General features: G+C 71.2%; 18 protein-coding genes. 9 read left to right on the forward strand and 9 right to left on the reverse strand.

Annotation, left to right across the window (positions count from 1 at the left end):
• Positions 1-6: 6 nt before the first annotated feature.
• The gene (locus tag ACFYW5_RS19340; protein ID WP_389418227.1) at positions 7-1122 is read left to right on the forward strand and encodes an ADP-ribosylglycohydrolase family protein; all 1116 of its coding nucleotides are present in this window, start codon (positions 7-9) and stop codon (positions 1120-1122) included.
• Here ACFYW5_RS19340 and ACFYW5_RS19345 read toward each other — a convergent pair.
• Positions 1107-2675, reverse strand: a complete 1569-nt coding sequence (locus tag ACFYW5_RS19345) for a sodium:solute symporter family protein (RefSeq protein ID WP_389418228.1) — start codon at positions 2673-2675, stop codon at positions 1107-1109. The two genes, ACFYW5_RS19340 and ACFYW5_RS19345, sit on opposite strands and share 16 nt — an antisense overlap.
• Positions 2676-2801: 126 nt before the next feature.
• A complete protein-coding gene (locus tag ACFYW5_RS19350) occupies positions 2802-3587 on the reverse strand; it encodes an SDR family oxidoreductase (RefSeq protein WP_389418229.1) in 786 nt (261 codons plus the stop codon).
• A gap of 73 nt (positions 3588-3660) precedes the next feature.
• Between ACFYW5_RS19350 and ACFYW5_RS19355 the strand changes: the two genes are divergently transcribed.
• Positions 3661-4494, forward strand: coding sequence for a hypothetical protein (locus ACFYW5_RS19355; protein ID WP_389418230.1), 834 nt, complete (start codon positions 3661-3663; stop codon positions 4492-4494).
• A gap of 22 nt (positions 4495-4516) precedes the next feature.
• Here ACFYW5_RS19355 and ACFYW5_RS19360 read toward each other — a convergent pair whose 3' ends face one another.
• Both ACFYW5_RS19360 and ACFYW5_RS19365 read right to left on the reverse strand, forming a co-directional pair.
• Positions 4517-6385: an MFS transporter gene (locus ACFYW5_RS19360; RefSeq protein ID WP_389418430.1), complete on the reverse strand. Its 1869-nt coding sequence runs from the start codon at positions 6383-6385 to the stop codon at positions 4517-4519.
• Between the two features lie 196 nt (positions 6386-6581).
• Positions 6582-9098, reverse strand: coding sequence for a D-alanyl-D-alanine carboxypeptidase (locus tag ACFYW5_RS19365; RefSeq protein WP_389418231.1), 2517 nt, complete (start codon positions 9096-9098; stop codon positions 6582-6584).
• Positions 9099-9316: 218 nt separating this feature from the next.
• On the opposite strand from ACFYW5_RS19365, the gene ACFYW5_RS19370 reads away from it, so the two are divergent.
• From ACFYW5_RS19370 to ACFYW5_RS19380, 3 genes are all read left to right on the forward strand, one after another.
• Positions 9317-10072, forward strand: a complete 756-nt coding sequence (locus ACFYW5_RS19370; protein ID WP_389418232.1) for a GPP34 family phosphoprotein — start codon at positions 9317-9319, stop codon at positions 10070-10072.
• A gap of 292 nt (positions 10073-10364) precedes the next feature.
• Entirely contained in the window at positions 10365-11222 is an 858-nt protein-coding gene (locus tag ACFYW5_RS19375; protein WP_250072021.1) for a helix-turn-helix transcriptional regulator, read from the forward strand.
• Positions 11223-11439: 217 nt separating this feature from the next.
• Entirely contained in the window at positions 11440-11631 is a 192-nt protein-coding gene (locus tag ACFYW5_RS19380) for a DUF397 domain-containing protein (protein ID WP_389418233.1), read from the forward strand.
• Positions 11632-11861: 230 nt separating this feature from the next.
• Here ACFYW5_RS19380 and ACFYW5_RS19385 read toward each other — a convergent pair whose 3' ends face one another.
• Together ACFYW5_RS19385 and ACFYW5_RS19390 are read right to left on the reverse strand one after the other, a co-directional pair.
• Positions 11862-12371, reverse strand: a complete 510-nt coding sequence (locus tag ACFYW5_RS19385) for a glutathione peroxidase (RefSeq protein ID WP_389418234.1) — start codon at positions 12369-12371, stop codon at positions 11862-11864.
• Positions 12372-12602: 231 nt separating this feature from the next.
• A complete protein-coding gene (locus ACFYW5_RS19390) occupies positions 12603-13568 on the reverse strand; it encodes an ArsR/SmtB family transcription factor (RefSeq protein WP_389418235.1) in 966 nt (321 codons plus the stop codon).
• A gap of 77 nt (positions 13569-13645) precedes the next feature.
• Here ACFYW5_RS19390 and ACFYW5_RS19395 point away from each other — a divergent pair, with 77 nt between their 5' ends.
• Both ACFYW5_RS19395 and ACFYW5_RS19400 read left to right on the forward strand, forming a co-directional pair.
• On the forward strand, positions 13646-14842 hold the full coding sequence (locus tag ACFYW5_RS19395) for an MFS transporter (RefSeq protein WP_389418236.1): 1197 nt from the start codon (positions 13646-13648) through the stop codon (positions 14840-14842).
• An 88-nt stretch (positions 14843-14930) separates the two neighbouring features.
• Positions 14931-16577, forward strand: a complete 1647-nt coding sequence (locus ACFYW5_RS19400; RefSeq protein ID WP_389418237.1) for a cellulase family glycosylhydrolase — start codon at positions 14931-14933, stop codon at positions 16575-16577.
• A 78-nt stretch (positions 16578-16655) separates the two neighbouring features.
• On the opposite strand, the gene ACFYW5_RS19405 is transcribed toward ACFYW5_RS19400, so the two are convergent.
• Positions 16656-17495 carry a helix-turn-helix domain-containing protein gene (locus tag ACFYW5_RS19405; RefSeq protein ID WP_389418238.1) on the reverse strand — a complete coding sequence of 280 codons (840 nt, stop codon included), beginning with the start codon at positions 17493-17495 and terminating at the stop codon, positions 16656-16658.
• 112 nt (positions 17496-17607) lie between these two features.
• On the opposite strand from ACFYW5_RS19405, the gene ACFYW5_RS19410 reads away from it, so the two are divergent.
• The gene (locus ACFYW5_RS19410; protein WP_389418239.1) at positions 17608-18207 is read left to right on the forward strand and encodes an NADPH-dependent FMN reductase; all 600 of its coding nucleotides are present in this window, start codon (positions 17608-17610) and stop codon (positions 18205-18207) included.
• 14 nt (positions 18208-18221) lie between these two features.
• Here ACFYW5_RS19410 and ACFYW5_RS19415 read toward each other — a convergent pair whose 3' ends face one another.
• Positions 18222-18578, reverse strand: coding sequence for a hypothetical protein (locus ACFYW5_RS19415; protein ID WP_389418240.1), 357 nt, complete (start codon positions 18576-18578; stop codon positions 18222-18224).
• A 270-nt stretch (positions 18579-18848) separates the two neighbouring features.
• The gene (locus ACFYW5_RS19420) at positions 18849-19100 is read right to left on the reverse strand and encodes a hypothetical protein (RefSeq protein WP_389418431.1); all 252 of its coding nucleotides are present in this window, start codon (positions 19098-19100) and stop codon (positions 18849-18851) included.
• Positions 19101-19269: 169 nt separating this feature from the next.
• Between ACFYW5_RS19420 and ACFYW5_RS19425 the strand changes: the two genes are divergently transcribed.
• A complete protein-coding gene (locus tag ACFYW5_RS19425; protein WP_389418241.1) occupies positions 19270-19755 on the forward strand; it encodes a DUF5994 family protein in 486 nt (161 codons plus the stop codon).
• The last annotated feature ends 47 nt before the right edge of the window (positions 19756-19802 follow it).

A 19802-nucleotide genomic window follows, 5' to 3' on the forward strand; every position in this document is an offset into this window, starting at 1 on the left:
CTGAACGTGGGTGCGACAACGGGCGCCGTCTGGGGCCGCTCCGAGCAGCAGGACTTCCGTAGCCGCGTGCGCGGCACGATGCTCGGTGCTGCCGTCGGCGATGCGCTGGGCGCGCCCGTGGACGGGCTGAGCCTGGACGCGATCAGGGAGGCGTACGGCGCCGAGGGCCTGGTCGATCTGGGGCTCGGGTACGGCCGCCGCGGCGCCGTGACGCATCTGACCCAGCTCGCCCTCTTCTCCGTCGACGGGCTGATACGGGCCCAGGTCCGCCGGGACACGGGCGCCTGGCATCCGCCGACGGATCTGCACCGGGCGTACCTGCGGTGGGCGGCCACCCAGCGGGACTGGGGTCCGGACGAGCGGCGCAAGGAGAACGGCTGGCTGGCCCTGGAGGAGTGGCTGTACGCCCGCCGCGACCCGTCCCGGTCGCTGCTGATCGGCCTCGGCGACGAGATCATGGGCACACTGGACGCGCCGAAGAACCTGGGTGAGGCGGGGCCGGAGGCGGCGGCGCGGTCGGCGCCCTTCGGGCTCCTGGTCGGCTGGGAGCCCCAACTGGTGGCCCAGCTGGCGATCGAGTGCGCGGCGCAGACGCACGGCCACCCGGTGGGGTACCTCTCGGCGGGCGCGTACGCCGTCATCGTGCACGCCTTGGCATGCGGGGAGAGCCTCGACGGGGCCGTGCAGCGGGCGCTGGCGCTGCTGGCCGCCCGCCCCGGCCATCACCCCGTCTCGGACGCGCTCCAGCACGCACTGGGGGCGGTACGGCAGGGGATACCGACCCCGGCCCGGGTCGAGGAACTGCTGGGGGAGGGCACGGCGGAGGGCGTACTGGCGGTGGCCGTGTACTGCGCTCTGGTGGGCGAGGACGTCCGCCATGGCCTGTGCCTGGCCGTCAACCACGACGGCCCCTCGGGCGCGACGGGCGCTCTGACCGGCGGCCTGCTGGGCGCGCTGCACGGCGAAACGGCCCTCCCCCCGGCCTGGCTGGCCGAGCTGGAGGGCCGCTCCACGATCCTGGAACTGGCCGACGACTTCGCGATGGAGATGACCCAGGGCCCGGCGCTGCACGGTCCGGCGGGTTCCTCCCCGGGCTGGCTCACCCGTTATCCGCGCGGCTGAGCCACCTCGTCGCGGGGGCCGGCCGGAGCCGGGACCGCCGCGGCGGCCGACCCGTCGTCGTCCGAGTTCACCTTGTCGATGATCGCCATCCGCTCCGGGGTGTCCTCCGGCTTGATGAAGCCGATCAGGATGTACAGCACCAGGGACACGGCCAGCGGAATGGACACCTGGTACTGCAACGGCACGCCACCGTCGACGTTCCAGTTGATCGGGTAGTTCACCAGCCAGAACGCCAGCAGACCCATCGACCAGCTGGTCAGCGCCGCCGTCGGCCCGGAGCGGCGGAACGGCCGCAGCAGACCGAGCATCATCGGGATCGCCATCGGGCCCATCAGACCGGCCACCCACTTGATGACCACCGTGATGATGTCCCCGAACGTCGGCGAGTTGACCTGTGTCGCCGCCGCCATGGACAGGCCGAGGAAGGTCACGGTCGCGATGCGGGCCACCCGCAGCCCCTGCCCCTCGCTCCAGCTGCGCGCCCGGCGCCAGATCACCGGCGCGCAGTCCCGGGTGAACACCGCGGCGATGGCGTTGGCGTCGGAGGAGCACATCGCCATGGTGTGCGAGAAGAAGCCGACGATGACCAGACCCAGCAGGCCGTGCGGCAGGAGCTGTTCGGTCATCAGGCCGTAGGAGTCCGAGCCGTCCGGCTTCTGCGACTCCACCAGCAGCGGTGACATCCACATCGGGAAGAACAGCACCAGCGGCCAGACCAGCCACAGGATCGCCGACAGCCGCGCCGACCGCTCCGCCTCCCGCGCGTTCTTCGTCGCCATGTACCGCTGCGCCTGGTTGAGCATGCCGCCGTTGTACTCGAACAGCTTGATGAAGAGGAAGGCCAGCAGGAAGACGGTCCCGTACGGCCCCACCAGCGGCTCACCGTGGCCCTGGAGCTCCGGCTCGTCCCAGGCGCCGAAGAACCCGATGCCCTTGTCGTTCAGTTCCATGACCACGGCCACGAACATCGCGACACCGGCGAGGAGTTGGATGACGAACTGGCCCAGCTCGGTCAGCGCGTCCGCCCACAGCCCGCCGATGGTGCAGTACACGGCCGTGATGGAACCCGTGATCAGGATTCCCTGGTTCAGCGAGATCCCGGTGAACACCGACAGCAGGGTGGCGATCGCCGCCCACTTCGCGCCCACGTCCACGATCTTCAGCAGCATCCCGGACCACGCCAGGGCCTGCTGGGTCTTCAGGTCGTACCGGTTCTTCAGATACTCCAGCGGGGAGGCCACGTGGAGCCGCGAGCGGAGCCGGTTGATGCGCGGCGCGAACAGCTTCGACCCGATGGCGATGCCCAGGGCGATGGGGAAGGACCAGGTCACGAAGGACGTGACGCCGTAGGTGTAGGCGATGCCCGCGTAGCCGGTGAACATCACCGCGCTGTAGCCCGACATATGGTGCGAGATGCCGGAGAGCCACCACGGCATCTTCCCGCCGGCGGTGAAGAAGTCGCTCACGTTGTCGACGCGCTTGTGCGACCAGATGCCGATCGCCACCATCACGCCGAAGTAGCCGATGAGCACGGCCCAGTCGAGACCGTTCATGTGCGCCCTCCCAGGGTTCAGCCCGGCGCTCATCGTGGGCGCTGGCGCGTGAACACGACAAGCAGGCGGAAGGTCAAAGGGAGGTAAAATCATTCGGCATGATGGTTCTGGTTCAGATATCTGAACTCATCGCATCAGCTCCCCGGCGTTGACCAGCAGCGACTGTCCGGTGATCGCGCGGGCGCGGTCCGACACCAGGAACGCCACCGCGTCCGCCACATCCCCGTCCGTGGCCAGCTCCGGCAGCGCCATCCGCTCCGTCAGCCGCTGGAGCACGGCATCCTCCGCCAGCCCTCCGGACCGCGCCGCGAACCGGACGTACGCCTGCACCGGCGGCCCCCACATCCACCCCGGCAGCACCGTGTTGACCCGGATCCGGTGCGGCCCCAGCTCCCGGGCCAGCGAGTACATCGCGCTGGTCAGCGCCCCCTTGGAGGCGGCATACGCGGCCTGCCGCACCTGCGAGGGGGCGGCCACCGCCGACTGGGTCCCGATGAACACCACCGACCCGCCGTCCGCCTTGAGCGCGGGCAGGCAGGCGCGGGTCATCCGCAAAGTGCCCAGCAGATTCACGTCGAGCACCGACTGCCAGGTGGCGAAGTCCGCGTCCTCCAGGCCCCCGAAGCAGCTGTCCCAGGCGGCCACATGGACGACCGCGTCGATCCGCCCGAACCGCTCCCGCCCCAGCCCGGCGAGCTCCCGGCACTGCTGCTCGTCGGTGATGTCCGTCCGCCGGTACGCCGTGTGCGCCCCGCCCGGGTCGACCCCGGCCGCGCTCCTGGCGAGGTTGGCCTCGGTCCGCGCCCCCAGCACGGCATTCCCCCCGTCCCGTACGACCGTTGCCGCGACCTGATGGCCGAGTCCGGGCCCGACCCCCGAGACGACCACCGTCTTGCCGTGGAGCAGGGACATCGCCGCTTCCCCTCTCTGGTCAATTATCTGACGGAGCGTCAGAGTATGAGCGACGCGAGGAAAGGGGAACGCCATGGACACCCACAGCGACGGCTACGCCGAACTGGCCGCCGTCGGCCCGTACGGCGTCCGCCCGGGCCATGCCCTGATCACCCTGGTCGAACCGCACCCGGGCCACGAGTACGCCTACAACCGCTGGTACGAGGACGACCACTACTACGCCGGCGCCATGGCCATGCCCTGGATGTACGCGGGCCGCCGCTGGGTCGCCACCCGGGACCTGCAACTCCTGCGCGTGCCCGAGAAGTCGGCCGTCGCCCGGCCCGTCACCACCGGCTGCTACCTCTCCACGTACTGGATCACGGCAGGCCGCTACGACGACCACATGAAGTGGACCGTCGCCATCAACAAGCGCCTGAACCGCGACGCCCGCGTCTACCAGGACCGCACCCACGTCTTCACCGCCTTCCACGACCATGAGGCGACCGTGTACCGGGACGGGGCCGCGGGACCCCGCGACGTCCACGCGCTGGACCACCCCTACGCGGGCCTGGTGCTGGAGGTGATCGACGCCGAGTCGGCCGAGCGGCGCGGGGAACTGCTGGAGTGGCTGCGCTCCCGCCACCTGCCCCGGCGCCTCGCGGGCTCCCCGGCGGCCATGGTGACCGTCTTCCGGCCCACCCCCCTGCCCGGCGACCGGATGAGCTACGTCAAGCAGGTCGAGGGCGTGGACACCCGGCTGACGCTGCTGTGGTTCCTGGAGGCGGACCCCCGGGAGTGCTGGGAGCCGTGGTTCACGGGCATCGACACCCAGGTCGCCGAGTCGGGCCTGGGCACGCTGGAACTGCTCGCGCCGTTCGTGCCGACGGTGCCGGGCACCGACCGGTACGTGGACCGGCTGCGCTGACGGGGCCGCTGACGGGGCCGGGCTACTTCAGCTCGTCGGGACACGGAGTGCCCCGCGGCACGTCGTAGGGCGCCGCCAGCCGGTACGTCCCCGCCTTCGGGGCCACCAGCATCGTCCACTTGTCCCCGAGCGCGTCCTCCTCGGTCTCCATCAGGCAGCCGTTGACGTTGTCGTACGCCTTCGGCTCGCCGTCGGGACGGTCCTCGGAGGCCTCCGTCTCCCGGGGCGGGTCGAGCTTCCTGCCCTCGGCGTCGACGATGCTCAGCCACGGCGAGTACGGAATCCGGATCAGCACCCGCCCCGGCTTGCTCACCCGCATCGTCCACTCGCCCTGCTCGGCCCGCTCCACCACCGTGTTCGGCTCGGCCAGCGGCGCCGGGTCGAGCACCCGGAACAGCTGCCAGTTCGCGTCGCCCCACACCTGCTTCAGATACGGCATCCCGCGCTGCACCAGCTGCCGCTCACGCTCCCCGCCGTCCCCGTCCGGCTTGTCCTTCGGCAGCACGACGTAGTGCACGGCCCACCGCCTCAGCCACTCCAGATAGTTGGCCGAGTTCAGGGTGTCGTCGTAGAAGAGCGGGTTGCGCTCCATGTCGGCCTGGCGGTTCCAGCCGCGCGCGAGGTTGACGTACGGCGCGAGCGCGGAGGCCTCCCGGTGCGAGCGGACCGGTACGACCTCCACCCGGCCCTTCTCGGCGCCGACCTCCTGGAGCTCGTTGACCAGGGGGGCCAGCTCGCGGGCCCAGGAGGCGGCGGGCGTGGTGTGCACGATGTCGACGACCGACTTCACGCCGATCCACACGTTGAACCCGACGACCGACAGGACGATCGCGTACCACTTGCGCGAGCGCGGCACCGTGAACGGCAGCGCCGCCACCAGCGCCACCCCCGCGAACAGCATCGACAGCCGGGTGATGTTGGAGCCGATCTGCGAGCTGATCAGCCACACCAGGACGACCGACAGCGCGTACACCGCCGAGGTCAGCCGGACCGTCGTCCACTCCTTGGGGACGAGCAGCAGTACCAGCACCGCGGAGGCGAACGGCAGCAGCACCGAGAACACGTTCATCGGCTGCGTCCCGGAGAACGGGAACAGCCACGCCGACACCGCCACCACCGCGGTCGGCGCGAGCCCCAGCGCCCAGGCGCCCGGCCGCCGCTTCTGCAGGAACAGCGCCACCGCGACCAGCCCCACGAAGAGACCGGCCACCGGCGAGGCCATCGTCGCGAGGGCGGCCAGCGGGGCGGCGCACAGCGCCTTAGCCCAGCGCTTGTAGCGCCACGGGTACGGCCAGCAGAACACCACCGCCACCGCGCCGAGCGCGAACATCATGCCGAGCCCGAAGGTGACCCGCCCCGAGGCCGCGTTGCACAGCAGCGCGAACACCCCGGCCAGCGCCGCCCACAGCGGATTGCGCACGGAACGGCTGCGGATGAGGACGAGCGTGAGCAGCCCGGCGGAGACGGTCCCGGCGATCATCATCGTCGTACGGACGCCGAGCACCGACATCAGATACGGCGAGACCACGCTGTACGACACCGGGTGCATGCCGCCGTACCAGGCGAGGTTGTACGCGGAGTCCGGGTGGCGGCCGACGAACTCGGCCCAGGCGTCCTGGGCCGCGAGGTCGCCGCCGCTGTTGGCGGAGGTGAAGAACCAGACGATGTGCAGGACGCCGGCCAGGGCGGTGACGGACAGGACGGGGTGCCGCAGCAGGCGCTCACGTACGGTGAGGAAGGCGGCCTTCGCGCGGGAGTTCGCGGGGGAGGGAGGGTCCTCCTGGCGGTCCTTCTCGCGGTCCTGCGGGGAAGCTTCGGGTACGCGTATTCGCGGGCCGGCTTCCGGGCCCGGATCGGCGTCGTCGGCGTGTTTCGGCTCGGCGGTGGCCACCGTCAAGGCACTCCCGTGGTGTCCTGGCTGCTGTTCTGGCCGCGTCCCGTTTCCCGCGTGTTGTCGGCCCTGTCCCTGCGGGTTCCCCGGTCGCGCCGTGTGAACGACGACCTGACCCGATTCGTGACGCTAGCACGCAGCCCGCCGGGCGGCTCCCGGGGTGGGGGCCGCCCGGCGGGCTGCGCTGTGCGGCGGGTCAGCCGATGCGGGTCAGCCGGTCCGTGAAGCCCGGCTCGACGAGGTCCGACTTCAGCGCCACCGGCACCTTGACCGCGCCCGCGGTGCCGCCGTCGCCCACGGTGAGCGTGCCGACCTTGGTGCCCGCCTTCGCCTCGTGCGGTACGGCGTCGGCGGCGAAGTCCAGCTCCACCTTCAGGCCCGCCCAGCCGGCCGCCTTGACGTCCTTCGTGGCCACGACGGGAGTCCGGCCGCCGAGGCCGTCGTCCACGTAACCGACGACGTCGCCCTTCTTCAGCAGCGTCGCCGACTCCAGCGCGCCCTGCGCGGCCCGGATCAGCCGGTCGCCGGAGTCGAGCGCCGCGGCGAGGATGCCGCCGCCCGTGTCCGGCTGGCGCACCACGGCGCCGACGATGGTCCGCATCTCACCGCCCACCTCCTGCTTCGCGGCGAACACCAGGTTGCCGAGGGCGGAGGTGGTGGTGCCGGTCTTGATGCCGACGACGTTGTTCTTGCCGACGAGCTGGTTCCAGTTGCCGTGGTTCTGACCCTTGTAGTCGTCGTACGACATCATCGCGGAGACCTCGCGGAAGACCGGGAACTCCATCGCGGCCTTGGCGAGCTTGACCTGGTCCACGGCCGTGGAGACCGTCGTGTTGTTCAGGCCCGAGGGGTCGGTGTACGTCGTGTTGGTCATGCCGAGGTCGTCGGCGGCGGCGTTCATCTTCTCCACGAACCCCTTCTCCGACCCGGCGTCCCAGCGGGCCAGCAGGCGGGCCACGTTGTTCGCGGACGCGATGAGAATGCTCTCCAGGGCCTCGCGCTCGGTGATGGAGTCACCGGCGAAGACGTCCACGGTGGACTCCTGGCCGGCGTCCGACTGCTCCTCGGCGGCCTGGTCGATCTTGATCTTCGGGCCGTCCGCGCCGCTCTTGAGCGGGTGGTCGCGGAGGATGACGTACGCCGTCATGACCTTGGCGACGCTGGCGATCGGGACGGGCTTCTGGTCACCGGAGGAGCCGAAGGAGCCGATGCCCTGCACATCGAGCGCGGCCTGTCCGTCGGCGGGCCAGGGGATGTCGACCCGGGAGCCGTCGAAGGTGTACGTCGACTCCGCGGTGAGGTCCAGCGTGGGTGTCGGGAGCGGCCGTACGGCCTGCACGATCGCGAACACGACGATGAGCAGCAGGACGAGGGGGGTCCAGATCTTGACCCGCCTGACCAGAGTGCGGACAGGGGTCTCCGGCGGCGGCGGAGTGTTCGTCAGCTCGGCGAGCAGGTCCAGCGGGGGCTTGGGCGGCAGCGGCTGCTGCGTGGTGCGCTCGGGCCCGACCTGCGGAACAGCGGTCGTGACCTCCGACTTCGCCGGCATGTCCGGCTTGAGGGCGACGAACTTGCTGGTCGGCTGATCCACGGCGGGCCGGGGCCGGGACTGGGGCTGGGGCTGGACGGCCCGGAAGGCGGTGGTGGGCTGATCAACCCGACCGACTCCGCCCGCGGCGGCGTCTTGCTTCCCACCCGCACCGCCCGTGCGGCTTGCGTCGTCGCCTGCGGGTGGCCCCGCCGGGGGGACCTCGCCGTCGGCGGCTGCGGGGGTGTCCCGCGGGTCGGTCTTCCCGGCAGGCTGGGCATCGGCCGTCTGCGGCTCGACGTCCGCGTCGGTCTTCGCGTCAGCGGGCGCGCCCTTGGCGCCGTCCGGCTCCGCGTCGGCGGGAGCCTTGGCGTCCGAGGTGGGCGCGCCTGCGGCGGAAGCGGCGGCCGGGGTCTGCCCCGCGTGAGGGGCGTTGTCGTCGTCCACGGGAGGCTTGGCGTCCGTGGCGGTCTTCCCGCCCGCGGCAGCGCCCTTGGCGCCGTCCGGCTCTGCGTCGGCAGGCGTAAGGCTCTCCGCGTCCGTGGACGCCTCCGGCTCCGGGCGGTCGTCCTCGGGGGCCGCAGGCGCGTTCCGCTCCGAGGTGGCGTCCTCCGTGGCCGCAGGCGCGTCCCGCTCCGGTGTGGCGTCCTCCGTGGCCGCAGCCGGGGCCGCCTCGGCGTTGCCGCTCTCCGGCAGCTCCTCGGGCGTCCCGGTGGCGGCTTGCGCCGTCTCCTCAGCGTCGGCCTTGCCGCCAACGCCAGCGTCGGCCTTGCCGCCAACGCCAGCGTCGGCCTCGCCGCCGGCGCCGGTGTCCGCCTCGGCCTCGCCGCTCTCCTCGGCCGTATCCGACGCCCCGGCCCGCTCCTCCGCGCTACTCGAACCCTCCGCGCTACCCGGGCCCCCCGCCGGGTCGGTGTCCGTGGCTACCCATGCTGCTACCGCCGCGCGCAAGCGGTCGTCGTCGGGCTTGGGGGCGGCGGGCTCCGGGTCCGGCGTGGACTTCCTCGCGTCCGCCAGCTCTCGGGCCGACAGGACCCGCGTGGCCGTGTCCACGGCCGCGCGGGCCATGGCGAGACGGGGGTCGGTGGATTCGTTCCGCGCCTCCGGAACCGGACCCGCGCTCCCCGACGTCGGTTCTTCCGACGACTCGCGCTGCTTCGAACTGTCGGGGGACTCGCCCGCCACCGATGCCTCCTAAACCGTGCTCCGTCTGAACCGCCGCCGCCCGGGACACCGCTCCGCAGCGCTGTCCGAACCATGTACCAGTGTCCTGTGTGCGGGCTTGACCGACGCGTTAGACGAGAACGACATACCTACTGGTTCCCTTACAAACAGGTCACGCACCCTCGACAGACCAATGTGAGAGGGGTCACCCTGTCATTCATCCACGCGGGGAGGCATGGATGGGCAGGAGCCGCAGAACAATTCCGGAGGAGCTTCTGCTGCTGGCACTGGACCCGGCCACGGGTACCACTGCACAGCCGCAGTCGCTCGACCTCGGTCTGGCCGGAGCACAGCTAGTGGAGCTGGCGCTGGCCGGACGGATAGCCCCAGATGGGGATCGTATCGCCGTGGTGGTACCACGGCCGACTGGAGATCCGACTTTGGACTGCGCATTGGAGTTGCTGCGAAGGCGTGGCGCTCCCGTGCGTGCCGTCCACTGGATCGGCGGGCCCCGCCTGGGGCTGCGCCAGACCTACCTCTCGCATCTGGAGCGGTGCGGCATGGTGCATGCCGTGGCGGGACAGATGTGCGGGGTGCTGCCGACGACTCGCTACCAGGCGACCGACAACGAGATCAGCAGGGAGATCAGATCCCGGCTGGACTCCGCGATCCGCACCGGCGTACCACCGGACCCGCGGACCGCGGCGCTCGCCGCACTGGCGCACGCGGTCGGTCTCGGCAAGCACCTGTATCCGGGCAACGAGGGACGTTCCTCTCGCTCCCGGCTGCGGGACCTGATCAGACACGACCCCATGGGCGGTCTCGTCGCGCACGCCGTGATGGACGTCCAGAACGGCGTGGCGGCCCAGCCGCGCCGCAGCCCGGCACCGGCGGGCCGTCAGCCGTCCGCCGGAGGCAGGGCCGCACCGGAACCCGCCCGCGGTGTTCCGATGCAACCGCGCCGAGGTTCGATGGCGCGTGTCGTGGCGCACTGAGCCGCAGCTCCACGACGTGCACCACCGCATTCCGCACGACTGAGCGCCGCACCGCAGTCCCCTAGGCCCGGTACGGGAGCCGCTGGTCCGCGCGGGGTGGCGAGGCCGTATGTGTCCGGACGACGACACGGCCCCGCCGCCCCGCGCGGCCGCATGCGCAATGTGCCCGAACTGACGTGTACGCAGCGCATATCCACCGTTTCCCAGCGGTAGAAAGCACCTTGGTGGCAATCTGCTCAACAGCAGATACGCAAAGTCGCAAGCAGTACTTGCAGCCGGAGGTGCACGTCCCGTGGCGTCCAATGTCAATCCCACTGTCAGGCGCCGCCGTCTGGGTCAGGAGTTGCGCCGGCTCCGCGAGCTCAAGGGCATGACGGCCGAGGAGGTGGCCGAGCGGCTGCTGGTCTCCCAGTCGAAGATCAGCCGGCTGGAGAACGGCCGGCGCAGCATCAGCCAGCGCGACGTCCGTGACCTGTGCGGGGTCTACGAGGTCGAGGACGTCCGGATCGTGGACTCCCTGATGCAAATGGCCAAGGACTCCCGCCAGCAGGGCTGGTGGCACTCCTTCGGCGACATCCCGTACAGCGTCTACATCGGCCTGGAGACGGACGCGGCGAGCCTGCGGGTGTACGACCCCCAGGTCGTTCCGGGCCTGTTGCAGACGAAGAGCTACGCGGAGGCCCTGATCTCGGGCGCGCTGCCGGAGGTCGCGCCGACCGACGTCGACAAGCGGGTCCAGGTGCGCCTGCGCCGACAGGAACGTATCTCTGCCCCGGAGAACCCGCTCCGCCTGTGGGCCGTCCTGGACGAGGCGGCGCTGCGCCGCGAGGTGGGCAGCCGGCACGTGATGATCGAGCAGCTGGAGCACCTCATCGAGATGTCCCGGCTGCCCCATGTCACCGTGCAGCTCATCCCGTTCACCATGGGCGCCCACCCCGGCGTCAGCGGCCAGTACGCGATCCTGGAGTTCCCGGACGCCGCCGACTCCAGCGTGGTCTACATCGAGGGCGTGACCAGCGACCTCTACCTGGAGAAGGCGCAGGACGTACAGAAGTACAGCGTGATGTACGAGCACCTGCGCGCCCAGGCGCTGAACGCCGACCAGAGCCGCGAGTTCATCGCGAACGCGGCCAAGGACTACGCCCGCTGATCCGCGGCGCCGGAAGATACACCTTCGGCCAGTCCCGGCGGAAGTCCCCACTGGAATATGCCATCCAGTCGAGTGAATAGTCGCTCCGCGCATCGGTGGTGGCGAGTAGCGTCGATCACGCCACCGGACAACACCGTTGGCGAAAACGTGCCGTGCGGACCTCGAGACACCCGTCCGGCACGCGGACAGCACTCAGCAACTGGTTACCGGAGCGAACATGGCAATCAAGCAGGGCGTCACCGACACGTGGATCAAGTCCTCGTACTCGCAGGGCAATGGCGCCTGCGTCGAGATCAAGTCCCCGGTCCTGTCGGCAATGGCCGTCCGGGACTCCAAGGTCACCGAGGGTCCCGTCCTGGCGTTTCCCGCGACCGCGTGGAACGCCTTCGTGGCCTCGGTCAAGGCGTAAGGGGGGCTGCTTCCCTGAGTCCCGACCGACGATGACCGACAACTCCACAAGCACGACCCAAGAGCCCTCTCGACGAGCCCGCCGTCCTTGCCGAGGGGGCTCGGCTCGTGCCCGGCAGCCGCACACCGCGCCTGCCGGGCACGGCCGTTCACCTCACCGGGAAGGCGACGTCGCACACCGGGTCCCCGGCGCCCGCCGCGTCCCAGCGATGCGCCGGGCAAGGTCAACCGCTACTGGCCGAGGGCCTTCTCCACCGCGGTGACGATCTCCGCGGCGTCCGGCTCGGTCTGCGGGGAGAACCGGGCGACGACCTGGCCGTCCCGCCCGATCAGGAACTTCTCGAAGTTCCAGCGGACGTCACCACTGTGCCCCTCGGCGTCGGCGAACCCGACGAGCCGCTCGTACAGCGCGTGCCGCCCCTCACCGTTCACCTCGACCTTCTCGGTCATCGGGAAGCTCACGCCGTACGTCGCCGAACAGAACTCGGCGATCTCCGCGGCGCTGCCCGGCTCCTGCCCGAGGAACTGATTACAGGGCACCCCAAGCACGGTGAACCCCCGCTCCGCGTACCGCTCCTGCAGCCGCTCAAGCCCGGAGTACTGCGGCGTCAGCCCACACTTGGAAGCCACATTCACCACGAGCACAACCTGCCCAACGTACTGCTTGAGCTGCGCGGAACCCCCCTGCAGCGCCCCGATCTCCACACCAAGAGGACCACCATTACTGCCATCTACAGTCATACGGCGATGCTAGCCCCGTAGCCCGGCAGCCCCGTAGCCCCCTAGCCGCGGGCAGTCGTGCCGCAGGGCGGCACGGGTGGGCGCGGCGGCACCCCGCCAGCGCGGGCAAGCGGACCCCCCGTCCTGCGTAGCCCCTGGCACCGGTCAGCTCTCGCCGCCCCCTTCAGCCCGTGGCGGCACCTCACGAGCGCGGGCAAGCCGAATCCACCACCGGCAAAGCCCCGGTACCGGTCACGTCCCCGCTGCCTCCACCAGTACCTCCCCCGCCGCCGTACGCGCGTACAGCACCGACCGGCCCGCTCGACGCCGCTCCACCAGCCCCGCGTCCAGCAGCACCCGCAGATGCCGGCCGACCGACCCGAGCCCCTGCCCGGTCACCGCGACCAGCTGGCTCGTGCTCATCGGCGCCCCGAGCAGGACGAGCACCCCCGCCCGCGCGGAGCCCAGCAGCGCGCCGAGTCCCGTCGGCACGGCATGGCGGTCGTGCTGCGAGGCCAGCACACCTGTGCAGGGGTAGACCACCGCGTACCGCTCCCGCCCCTCCCACGACACCCACCCCGTCTTCGGCGTCACCGGCACGAACACCAGCTCCGCCCCCGAGATCTCCCGCGGCGGATACTCGTGCCGGTTCACCTGGAACCTGCTCCCGCCGAGCCACCGCGTCCCCGGCCGCAGCGAATCCAGCACCGCCGCCCAGCCGCTCCGGCTCACCTGCACGGTCCGGGCGACCACATCCGCCTCCAGGACCCGCCGGCGCCGGTCCCAGTCCGGCCGTACGGTCTCCTCCCAGACGTATCGCAGCAGCGCCGCCGCCCGCTCGGGCAGATCGTCACGGTCCAGCCCGGCGGGCAGCGGACCGGCGAGGGAGAGGACGAGATGGGCGCGCGCCTCCTCGGGGCGGGCCGCCCGCACCCGGGCCACGCCCTCCTCGAAGCTCTCCCCGTCCAGCGGCGTGGGGGTGAGGAAGTCGGCGATCCAGTCCCGCCCGAGCCCGGCCCGCACCAGCAGCCCGGTCACCGGATCGGCGGCGAGCAGCGCCCGGTAGCCGGGCAGGTGCGCGCGCAGCCAGTCCCGTTCCCCGGGATGCGCGCCCACCCCCGCGTGCAGCAGCTTCAGGCTCGCGAAGGTCTCCGCGAGCGGCGAGAGCACGAACCGGCTGCGCGCGAGCGTGTCCGCGTTGACCTGCCACCAGCCCATACCCACTCCCCCCGCATACTTTCGCGCCTGCGCGAAACATTAACCGCCCCTCCGAGCACCGCCCGAGACTCCCGCACATGCGCAGCGACAGCTACCAAGTCCTTTTCCGCACCCCCGAATTCACCCCCCTCTTCCTCGCCTCCTCGGCCCAGATCGCGGCCCAGACGGTCGGCGGCCTGGCACTCGGCACCCTCGTGTACCGGGCGACCGACTCCCCGCTGCTGTCGGCGGTGAGCATGTTCGGCCCCTCGCTCGCCCAGGTGCTGGGCGCCTCCCTCTTCCTCTCCGGCGCCGACCGCCTCCCCCCGAGGGCGACCCTGACCGGCCTCTCGGCGGCCTTCGCCGTGGCGACGGCGCTCCTCGCGGTACCGGGCCTGCCGATCTGGGCCGTCTTCGCCGTCCTGCTGGCGCAGGGCCTGATCGCCTCGCTCGGCGGGGGAGTCCGCTGGGGCCTGCTGAACGAGATCCTCGCCAAGGACGGCTACCTGCTGGGCCGTTCCGTCTTCAACATGACGAGCGGGCTCCTGCAGATCGCCGGATACGCCACGGGCGGCGCCCTGGTCGCGGTCCTGTCCCCCCGCCTGGTACTGCTGCTCTCGGCCGCGCTGTACGTCCTCGCGGCGGCCACGGTCCGCCTCGGACTCAACCCCAGGCCCCCGCGCGCCACCGGCCGCCCGTCGGTCGCGGCGACCTGGCGCACCAACGCCCTGCTGTGGTCCTCCCGCCCCCGCCGCACGGTCCTCCTCGCCCTGTGGATCCCCAACGGCCTGGTGGTCGGCTGCGAATCGCTCTACGTCTCCTACGCCCCCGAGTCCGCCGGCACCCTCTTCGCCTGCGCCGCCCTCGGCATGCTGGCCGGCGACGTGGCCGTGGGCCGCCTGATCCCGCCCGCCCGGCGCACCAGGCTCGGCGTGCCGATGCTGGTGCTGCTGGCCTCCCCGTACCTCCTGTTCGTGCTCGGTCCACCGGTGCCGCTCGCCGCGGCGGCCGTGGCGCTGGCGTCGGTCGGGTTCGGGGCGAGCCTGGTGCAGCAGGAGCGGCTGATGGCCCTCACTCCGGACGAACTGAGCGGACACGCCCTGGGTTTGCACTCCGCCGGGATGCTGACCATGCAGGGGGTGAGCGCGACGCTGGCCGGGTCGGTGGCCCAGCTGACCTCGCCCGCGACGGCGATGACGGCCATGGCGGCGGCGTCGCTGGCGGTGACGGCGTGGCTCGCGCGAGGGCTGCGCGCACCGGTGGCCGCGGAAAGCGAGGAGCGCGCATTGTCTTGACGTGTCCCTGGCGTAGTGGATACATGTGTGGGAGCGCTCCCACATTTTTCTTCCGAAGCTTTCCGGTGCTCATTTCTCAGGAGTCGCAGTGAGAACACACAAAAGCTCGGTGGCGGCGACGCTGCTGACGGCGCTGGCCACCCTGTTAGGTCTGCTGGTCCTGGGCGCGACCCCGTCCCAGGCCGCGGAACCGCGGGAGGTCGGGCCGCAGGCCGTGGGCCTGCACATCAGCAACGGCCGCCTCCTGGAGGCGAACGGCAACGACTTCGTGATGCGTGGTGTGAACCACGCTCACACCTGGTATCCCGGCGAGACCCAGTCGCTGGCCGACATCAAGGCGCTGGGCGCCAACAGCGTCCGGGTGGTCCTGTCCAACGGCCACCGCTGGACCCGTAACACGCCCGAGGACGTGGCCGCGGTCATCGCGAGCTGCAAGGCGAACCGCTTGATCTGCGTACTGGAGGTGCATGACACGACCGGCTACGGCGAGGAGGCGGCGGCCGCCACGCTCGACTCGGCGGCGGACTACTGGATCGGCCTGAAGGACGTCCTGGCCGGCCAGGAGGACTACGTCATCGTCAACATCGGCAACGAACCCTGGGGCAACACGAATCCGGCGGGCTGGACGGACCCGACCATCGCCTCGGTGAAGAAGCTGCGGGCGGCCGGTCTGCAGCACACGATCATGGTGGACGCGCCGAACTGGGGCCAGGACTGGCAGAACGTGATGCGGACCAACGCCCAGGCGGTGTACGCGGCGGACCCCACCGGCAACCTCATCTTCTCCATCCACATGTACAGCGTGTACGACACGGCGGCGGAGATCACGGACTATCTGAACGCCTTCGTGGCGGCGAAACTGCCCATCTTGATCGGTGAGTTCGGCGGCCCGGCGGACCAGTGGGGCGATCCGGACGAGGACACCATGATGGCCGCGGCGCAGCGGCTGGACCTCGGCTATCTGGCCTGGTCCTGGAGCGGCAACACCGATCCGATCCTGGACCTGGCGATCGGCTTCGACCCCAACCGGCTGAGCTCGTGGGGGCAGCGCATCTTCCACGGCGCGAACGGCATCGCCCAGACGTCCGAGGAGGCAACGATCTTCAGCGGCGGGGGCACCGACACCCAGGCCCCGACCGCCCCCGGCACCCCCACGGCGTCCGCGGTGACCTCGACGTCGGCGACGCTGAACTGGCCCGCGTCGACTGACAACGTTGGCGTCACGGCGTACGAGGTCGTCCGGGTGACGGGGACGACGGAGACCGCCCTGGCGGCGTCGACGACGACCTCGGCGGCCCTCACCGGCCTGTCCCCGAACACGACGTACACGCTGGCGGTGTACGCGAAGGACGCGGCGGGCAACCGCTCGTCCCGCTCGGCGACGACGACGCTGACGACGACCAGCCCGCCCACCGGCACTTGCGCGGTCGCCTACCGCGTGGTGAACGAATGGCCGGGCGGCTTCCAGGCGAACCTGACCGTCCGCAACACCGGCACCGCCCCGGTCAACGGCTGGACCCTCGGCTTCTCCTTCCCGGCGGGCCAGACGGTGACCAACATGTGGGGCGGAGTTCCGACCCAGACGGCGGCCGCGGTCCGGGTGGCCCCGGCGTCGTACACCACGACGATCCCGGCGTCGGGTTCCGTCACGATCGGTTTCACCGGCACGCGGGGCACGACGAACCCGTCCCCGACGGCCTTCACCCTGAACGGCGCGACCTGCACGACGAGTTGACCGTCCGATCCCACGACGAGTTGACCTTCTGATCCTTCGGGAGGGGCCCGCGGCCGGCGCCGCGGGCCCTGCCGTCCGTCAGGAGATGGCCCGCAGCCGGCCGCCGCCCGGCGGGCGCCGGAGTTCCTCGACGGCCCCGGCCGTGGCCTCGTCGGCGGGCAGGAGGACGACCAACTGCTGGTCGTCCGCAGTGAGTTCAAGAATCTCGCGGCGCAGCCGGAGTTCGGGTCCGGCGGGGTGGTTCAGGCGCAGCTCGCCCCGGTGCGGAACGGTGTGCCGGTTCAGCCGACGGGTGAAGTCGGGCCCCGCGACGGGGGCGAGTTCCGATGTGAACCACTCGGAGTTCTCGATGGAGGGCGCGAGCCACAGATCGAAGACCTGCTCGTCGGCGATGTCGTCCCAGTCGGCGAAGAACGCCCGGGCGCGCGGGTCGGTGAAGAGGTACCGGGTGAGGTTCGGGGCGTCGGAGTCGAGCAGCCCGGTCCCCCTGGTCACCGCCTCGTATCCGCTGGTACGGGCGAGGAGGTCGCCCAGCCTGTTGGTCACCACCGCGATGCCCGGCTCCAACAGGCGCAGGGTCTCCAGGACGGTCGCACGGACCTCCCGGCGCGGGGGCGCGGGCCGGCTGTGCGCGGTGCACTCACCGCCGGTGATCTTGGCGAGGTAGCGCAGGTGGTTGCGTTCGGCGGGGTCGAGGCTGAGGGCGTCGGCGAGCGCGTTGACGACCGCGATGGAGGGATTGCGGTCGCGGCCCTGTTCGATACGGGTCAGATACTCGACGCTGATACCGGCCCGGCCGGCGAGATCGAGCCGCCGCAGCCCCGGTGACCGGCGGCGCCCGCGCTCGGGCAGCCCCAGCGACGCGGGCTGGATGCTGTCGCGCTTGGCTCGGATGAAGTCCCCCAGTGGCGTGCCCATACCGGGAGCATAGGTCGCCGCCGTCCGCTCGCGGAGGGCTCAGCGTGGCCCTGCGGGGGCCAGCCTGAACACGGTCTGGCTGCCTCCGGCGCGCGCCCTGATCGTGGTGGGTATGCAGAAGACGAACAAGCACAAGCTGGTGGTCATCGTCGGCAGCGTCCGGGACGGACGCTTCGGCCCGGTCGTAGGTTCATGGGTCGCCGAACAAGCCGCGGCGCACGGGGGGTTCGAGGTCGAGGTCGTCGATCTGGCCGACATCGACCTCCCGTTGGCCCTGCCGGCGGCCCCGCCGAAGTTCGCGGGCGACGACTATCCCCGTCCGGCCGGGATGGCGCCGCTGACGGCGGCCCTGGAGAGCGCGGACGCGTTCATCGTGATCACCCCCGAGTACAACCACAGTTACCCGGCCTCGCTGAAGACGGCCATCGACTGGCACTTCACCCAGTGGACGGCCAAGCCGGTCGCCTTCGTCAGCTACGGCGGAGCGGCGGGCGGCCGCCACGCGGTCCTCCACCTGGAGAACGTCCTGACGGAACTCCACGCGGTGACCATCAGGGACGGCCTGGCCTTCCCCATGTACTTCACCACCTGGCAGGACGGCCGCCCCCTGGACCCCGAGACCCCCGGCTACGCCAAGACCCTCCTGGACCAGCTGTCCTGGTGGGCAGGTGCCCTGCGCACGGCACGAGAGGCGGCCCCCTACCCGGGCTGAGCCCTCCCGCTCCGCTAGAGCTGGAGCATCCGCTGGGTGATCTCCCGGTACTGCCGCAGCGCCTGCCGTAGATCGTCCTGCGCGCCGGGCTCCTGGTCCTGCCACCCGGCGCGCAGCAGGCGTCGCCGTTCCGCGAGGGCGTTCACCAGGTGGGCGGTGGCCTCGTCGTAGGCGTTCTCTGCCTCTTCCAGCGCCTCGCGCGGACTGTCGGCGAAGGTGTTCATGGCGTGCCGAAGGCGCGTGAGGACCTCGTCCCTCTCGGCCGACGGCAGCAGCGGCTCCGGGCCCTGGGGACGCCGTTGGGCGGAGCCCTGGCTCTGGCTCTGGCCCTGGCCCGCGGGCTGCTGGGCGCGTGTCTGGTCGTACATCATCAAGGACCGCTTCCGTTCCGCCCGAAGGCGCCGTCGGTCTCCGCGACGGCCTGTTCCAGCACACGAAGACCCTGTCGACCCTGCCGCGGCACCGAGGCCGCCTGTCCCGACTGCCCCCGCACCGCCCGGTCAGTCAACGTCCGGCGGCACCGCATGTCAACGCGGCGACCTCGCGTCCGACGGAGGAGCGAGGTCCGGGACACGAGGGAGGAGCCCGCGGACCCGCTCATGGCGGTGGCGACCGGTGCCCCACACCTCATCCGCGCCGGCTCACTCCGCTTCGCGGTCGTCCTCCCCGGAGCGGCTGGTCTCCAGCCAGGACCGTGCCGGTTCCGCGGGGCGGGTGGTGTCCACGGTGAGCTGAAGCCGGGTCCCTCCCTTGCCGTCCGCGGGATAGCTGCGCTGCTCGGTGGCGGCGAAGCACTGACGGAGAACCTCCGCGACACGACGGGCGACCTCGGGGGAGGCCGCGACGATACCTACCTCGGCGTACCCGTCCGGGGGTGTTTCCGTGGACTGCATGGAGACCTCGACATGGCGCACTGAGCAACGGGAAGGATCTTTCACTCTACTCCCGCCCGCCCCGTGTTCCTCGCGCCTGACCGGCAGGCCAGGGCATCGGCCCGGGCTGCGGAGTACGGTGAAAGCCAGGCAGTCACTGCGTTTTCCTCCTGTCAGGCAGGCGAGTGCGATGTCCGACTCCGGCTCCCCGCGCGTGACCAGGCTCCCGCCGGACGCCGTCCACCAGGCCGTGCGCCCCGGGACGGCAGTCGTACGGCTGGAGACGACACAGGACCGCCAGGCTGTTCTCGACGGAGCGTGGTGGCCGTGGTCCCGGGACATCACCGCGGAGCTCCCCAGCCTGATCGCCGCCCTGACCGAGCACGTCGGACCGGTCACCCGGGTCGGCCTGGACGCCAGTGCGTGGGAGGCGCTGCCGACGAGGCTGGTCATCGATGACCGGGTCGTCCACATCGACTCCTTCCCGGTCGGCGACGACACGGTCCTCATCACCCCCGCCGAACAGGACCTCTTCTCCCTGCTGGTGATCCCCCCGCACGCAACCCCGGACGCCGCACGCGCAGCAATGACCGAAGCCGTCCGCACCGGCAACATCACCCAGGCCGACCAAATCCTCATCCACACGGGCACGCACAGGGCGGCACCGGATCCCTGAGAGCGACCGGACGAAGCCGAGACCAGCGGGTGGTCAGACAGCCAGAT

The sequence above is a fragment of the Streptomyces sp. NPDC002779 genome, assembly GCF_042888685.1.
Lineage (GTDB): Bacteria > Actinomycetota > Actinomycetes > Streptomycetales > Streptomycetaceae > Streptomyces.

What these genes read in the sequence shown, in the direction of transcription:
- ACFYW5_RS19345 (WP_389418228.1), bottom strand. Translation starts at nt 2,675, where the DNA reads ATGAACGGTCTCGACTGGGCCGTGCTCATCGGCTACTTCGGCGTGATG.
- ACFYW5_RS19350 (WP_389418229.1), bottom strand. Translation starts at nt 3,587, where the DNA reads ATGTCCCTGCTCCACGGCAAGACGGTGGTCGTCTCGGGGGTCGGGCCC.
- ACFYW5_RS19355 (WP_389418230.1), top strand. Translation starts at nt 3,661, where the DNA reads ATGGACACCCACAGCGACGGCTACGCCGAACTGGCCGCCGTCGGCCCG.
- ACFYW5_RS19370 (WP_389418232.1), top strand. Translation starts at nt 9,317, where the DNA reads ATGGGCAGGAGCCGCAGAACAATTCCGGAGGAGCTTCTGCTGCTGGCA.
- ACFYW5_RS19380 (WP_389418233.1), top strand. Translation starts at nt 11,440, where the DNA reads ATGGCAATCAAGCAGGGCGTCACCGACACGTGGATCAAGTCCTCGTAC.
- ACFYW5_RS19385 (WP_389418234.1), bottom strand. Translation starts at nt 12,371, where the DNA reads ATGACTGTAGATGGCAGTAATGGTGGTCCTCTTGGTGTGGAGATCGGG.
- ACFYW5_RS19390 (WP_389418235.1), bottom strand. Translation starts at nt 13,568, where the DNA reads ATGGGCTGGTGGCAGGTCAACGCGGACACGCTCGCGCGCAGCCGGTTC.
- ACFYW5_RS19395 (WP_389418236.1), top strand. Translation starts at nt 13,646, where the DNA reads ATGCGCAGCGACAGCTACCAAGTCCTTTTCCGCACCCCCGAATTCACC.
- ACFYW5_RS19405 (WP_389418238.1), bottom strand. Translation starts at nt 17,495, where the DNA reads ATGGGCACGCCACTGGGGGACTTCATCCGAGCCAAGCGCGACAGCATC.
- ACFYW5_RS19410 (WP_389418239.1), top strand. Translation starts at nt 17,608, where the DNA reads ATGCAGAAGACGAACAAGCACAAGCTGGTGGTCATCGTCGGCAGCGTC.
- ACFYW5_RS19415 (WP_389418240.1), bottom strand. Translation starts at nt 18,578, where the DNA reads ATGATGTACGACCAGACACGCGCCCAGCAGCCCGCGGGCCAGGGCCAG.
- ACFYW5_RS19420 (WP_389418431.1), bottom strand. Translation starts at nt 19,100, where the DNA reads ATGCAGTCCACGGAAACACCCCCGGACGGGTACGCCGAGGTAGGTATC.
- ACFYW5_RS19425 (WP_389418241.1), top strand. Translation starts at nt 19,270, where the DNA reads ATGTCCGACTCCGGCTCCCCGCGCGTGACCAGGCTCCCGCCGGACGCC.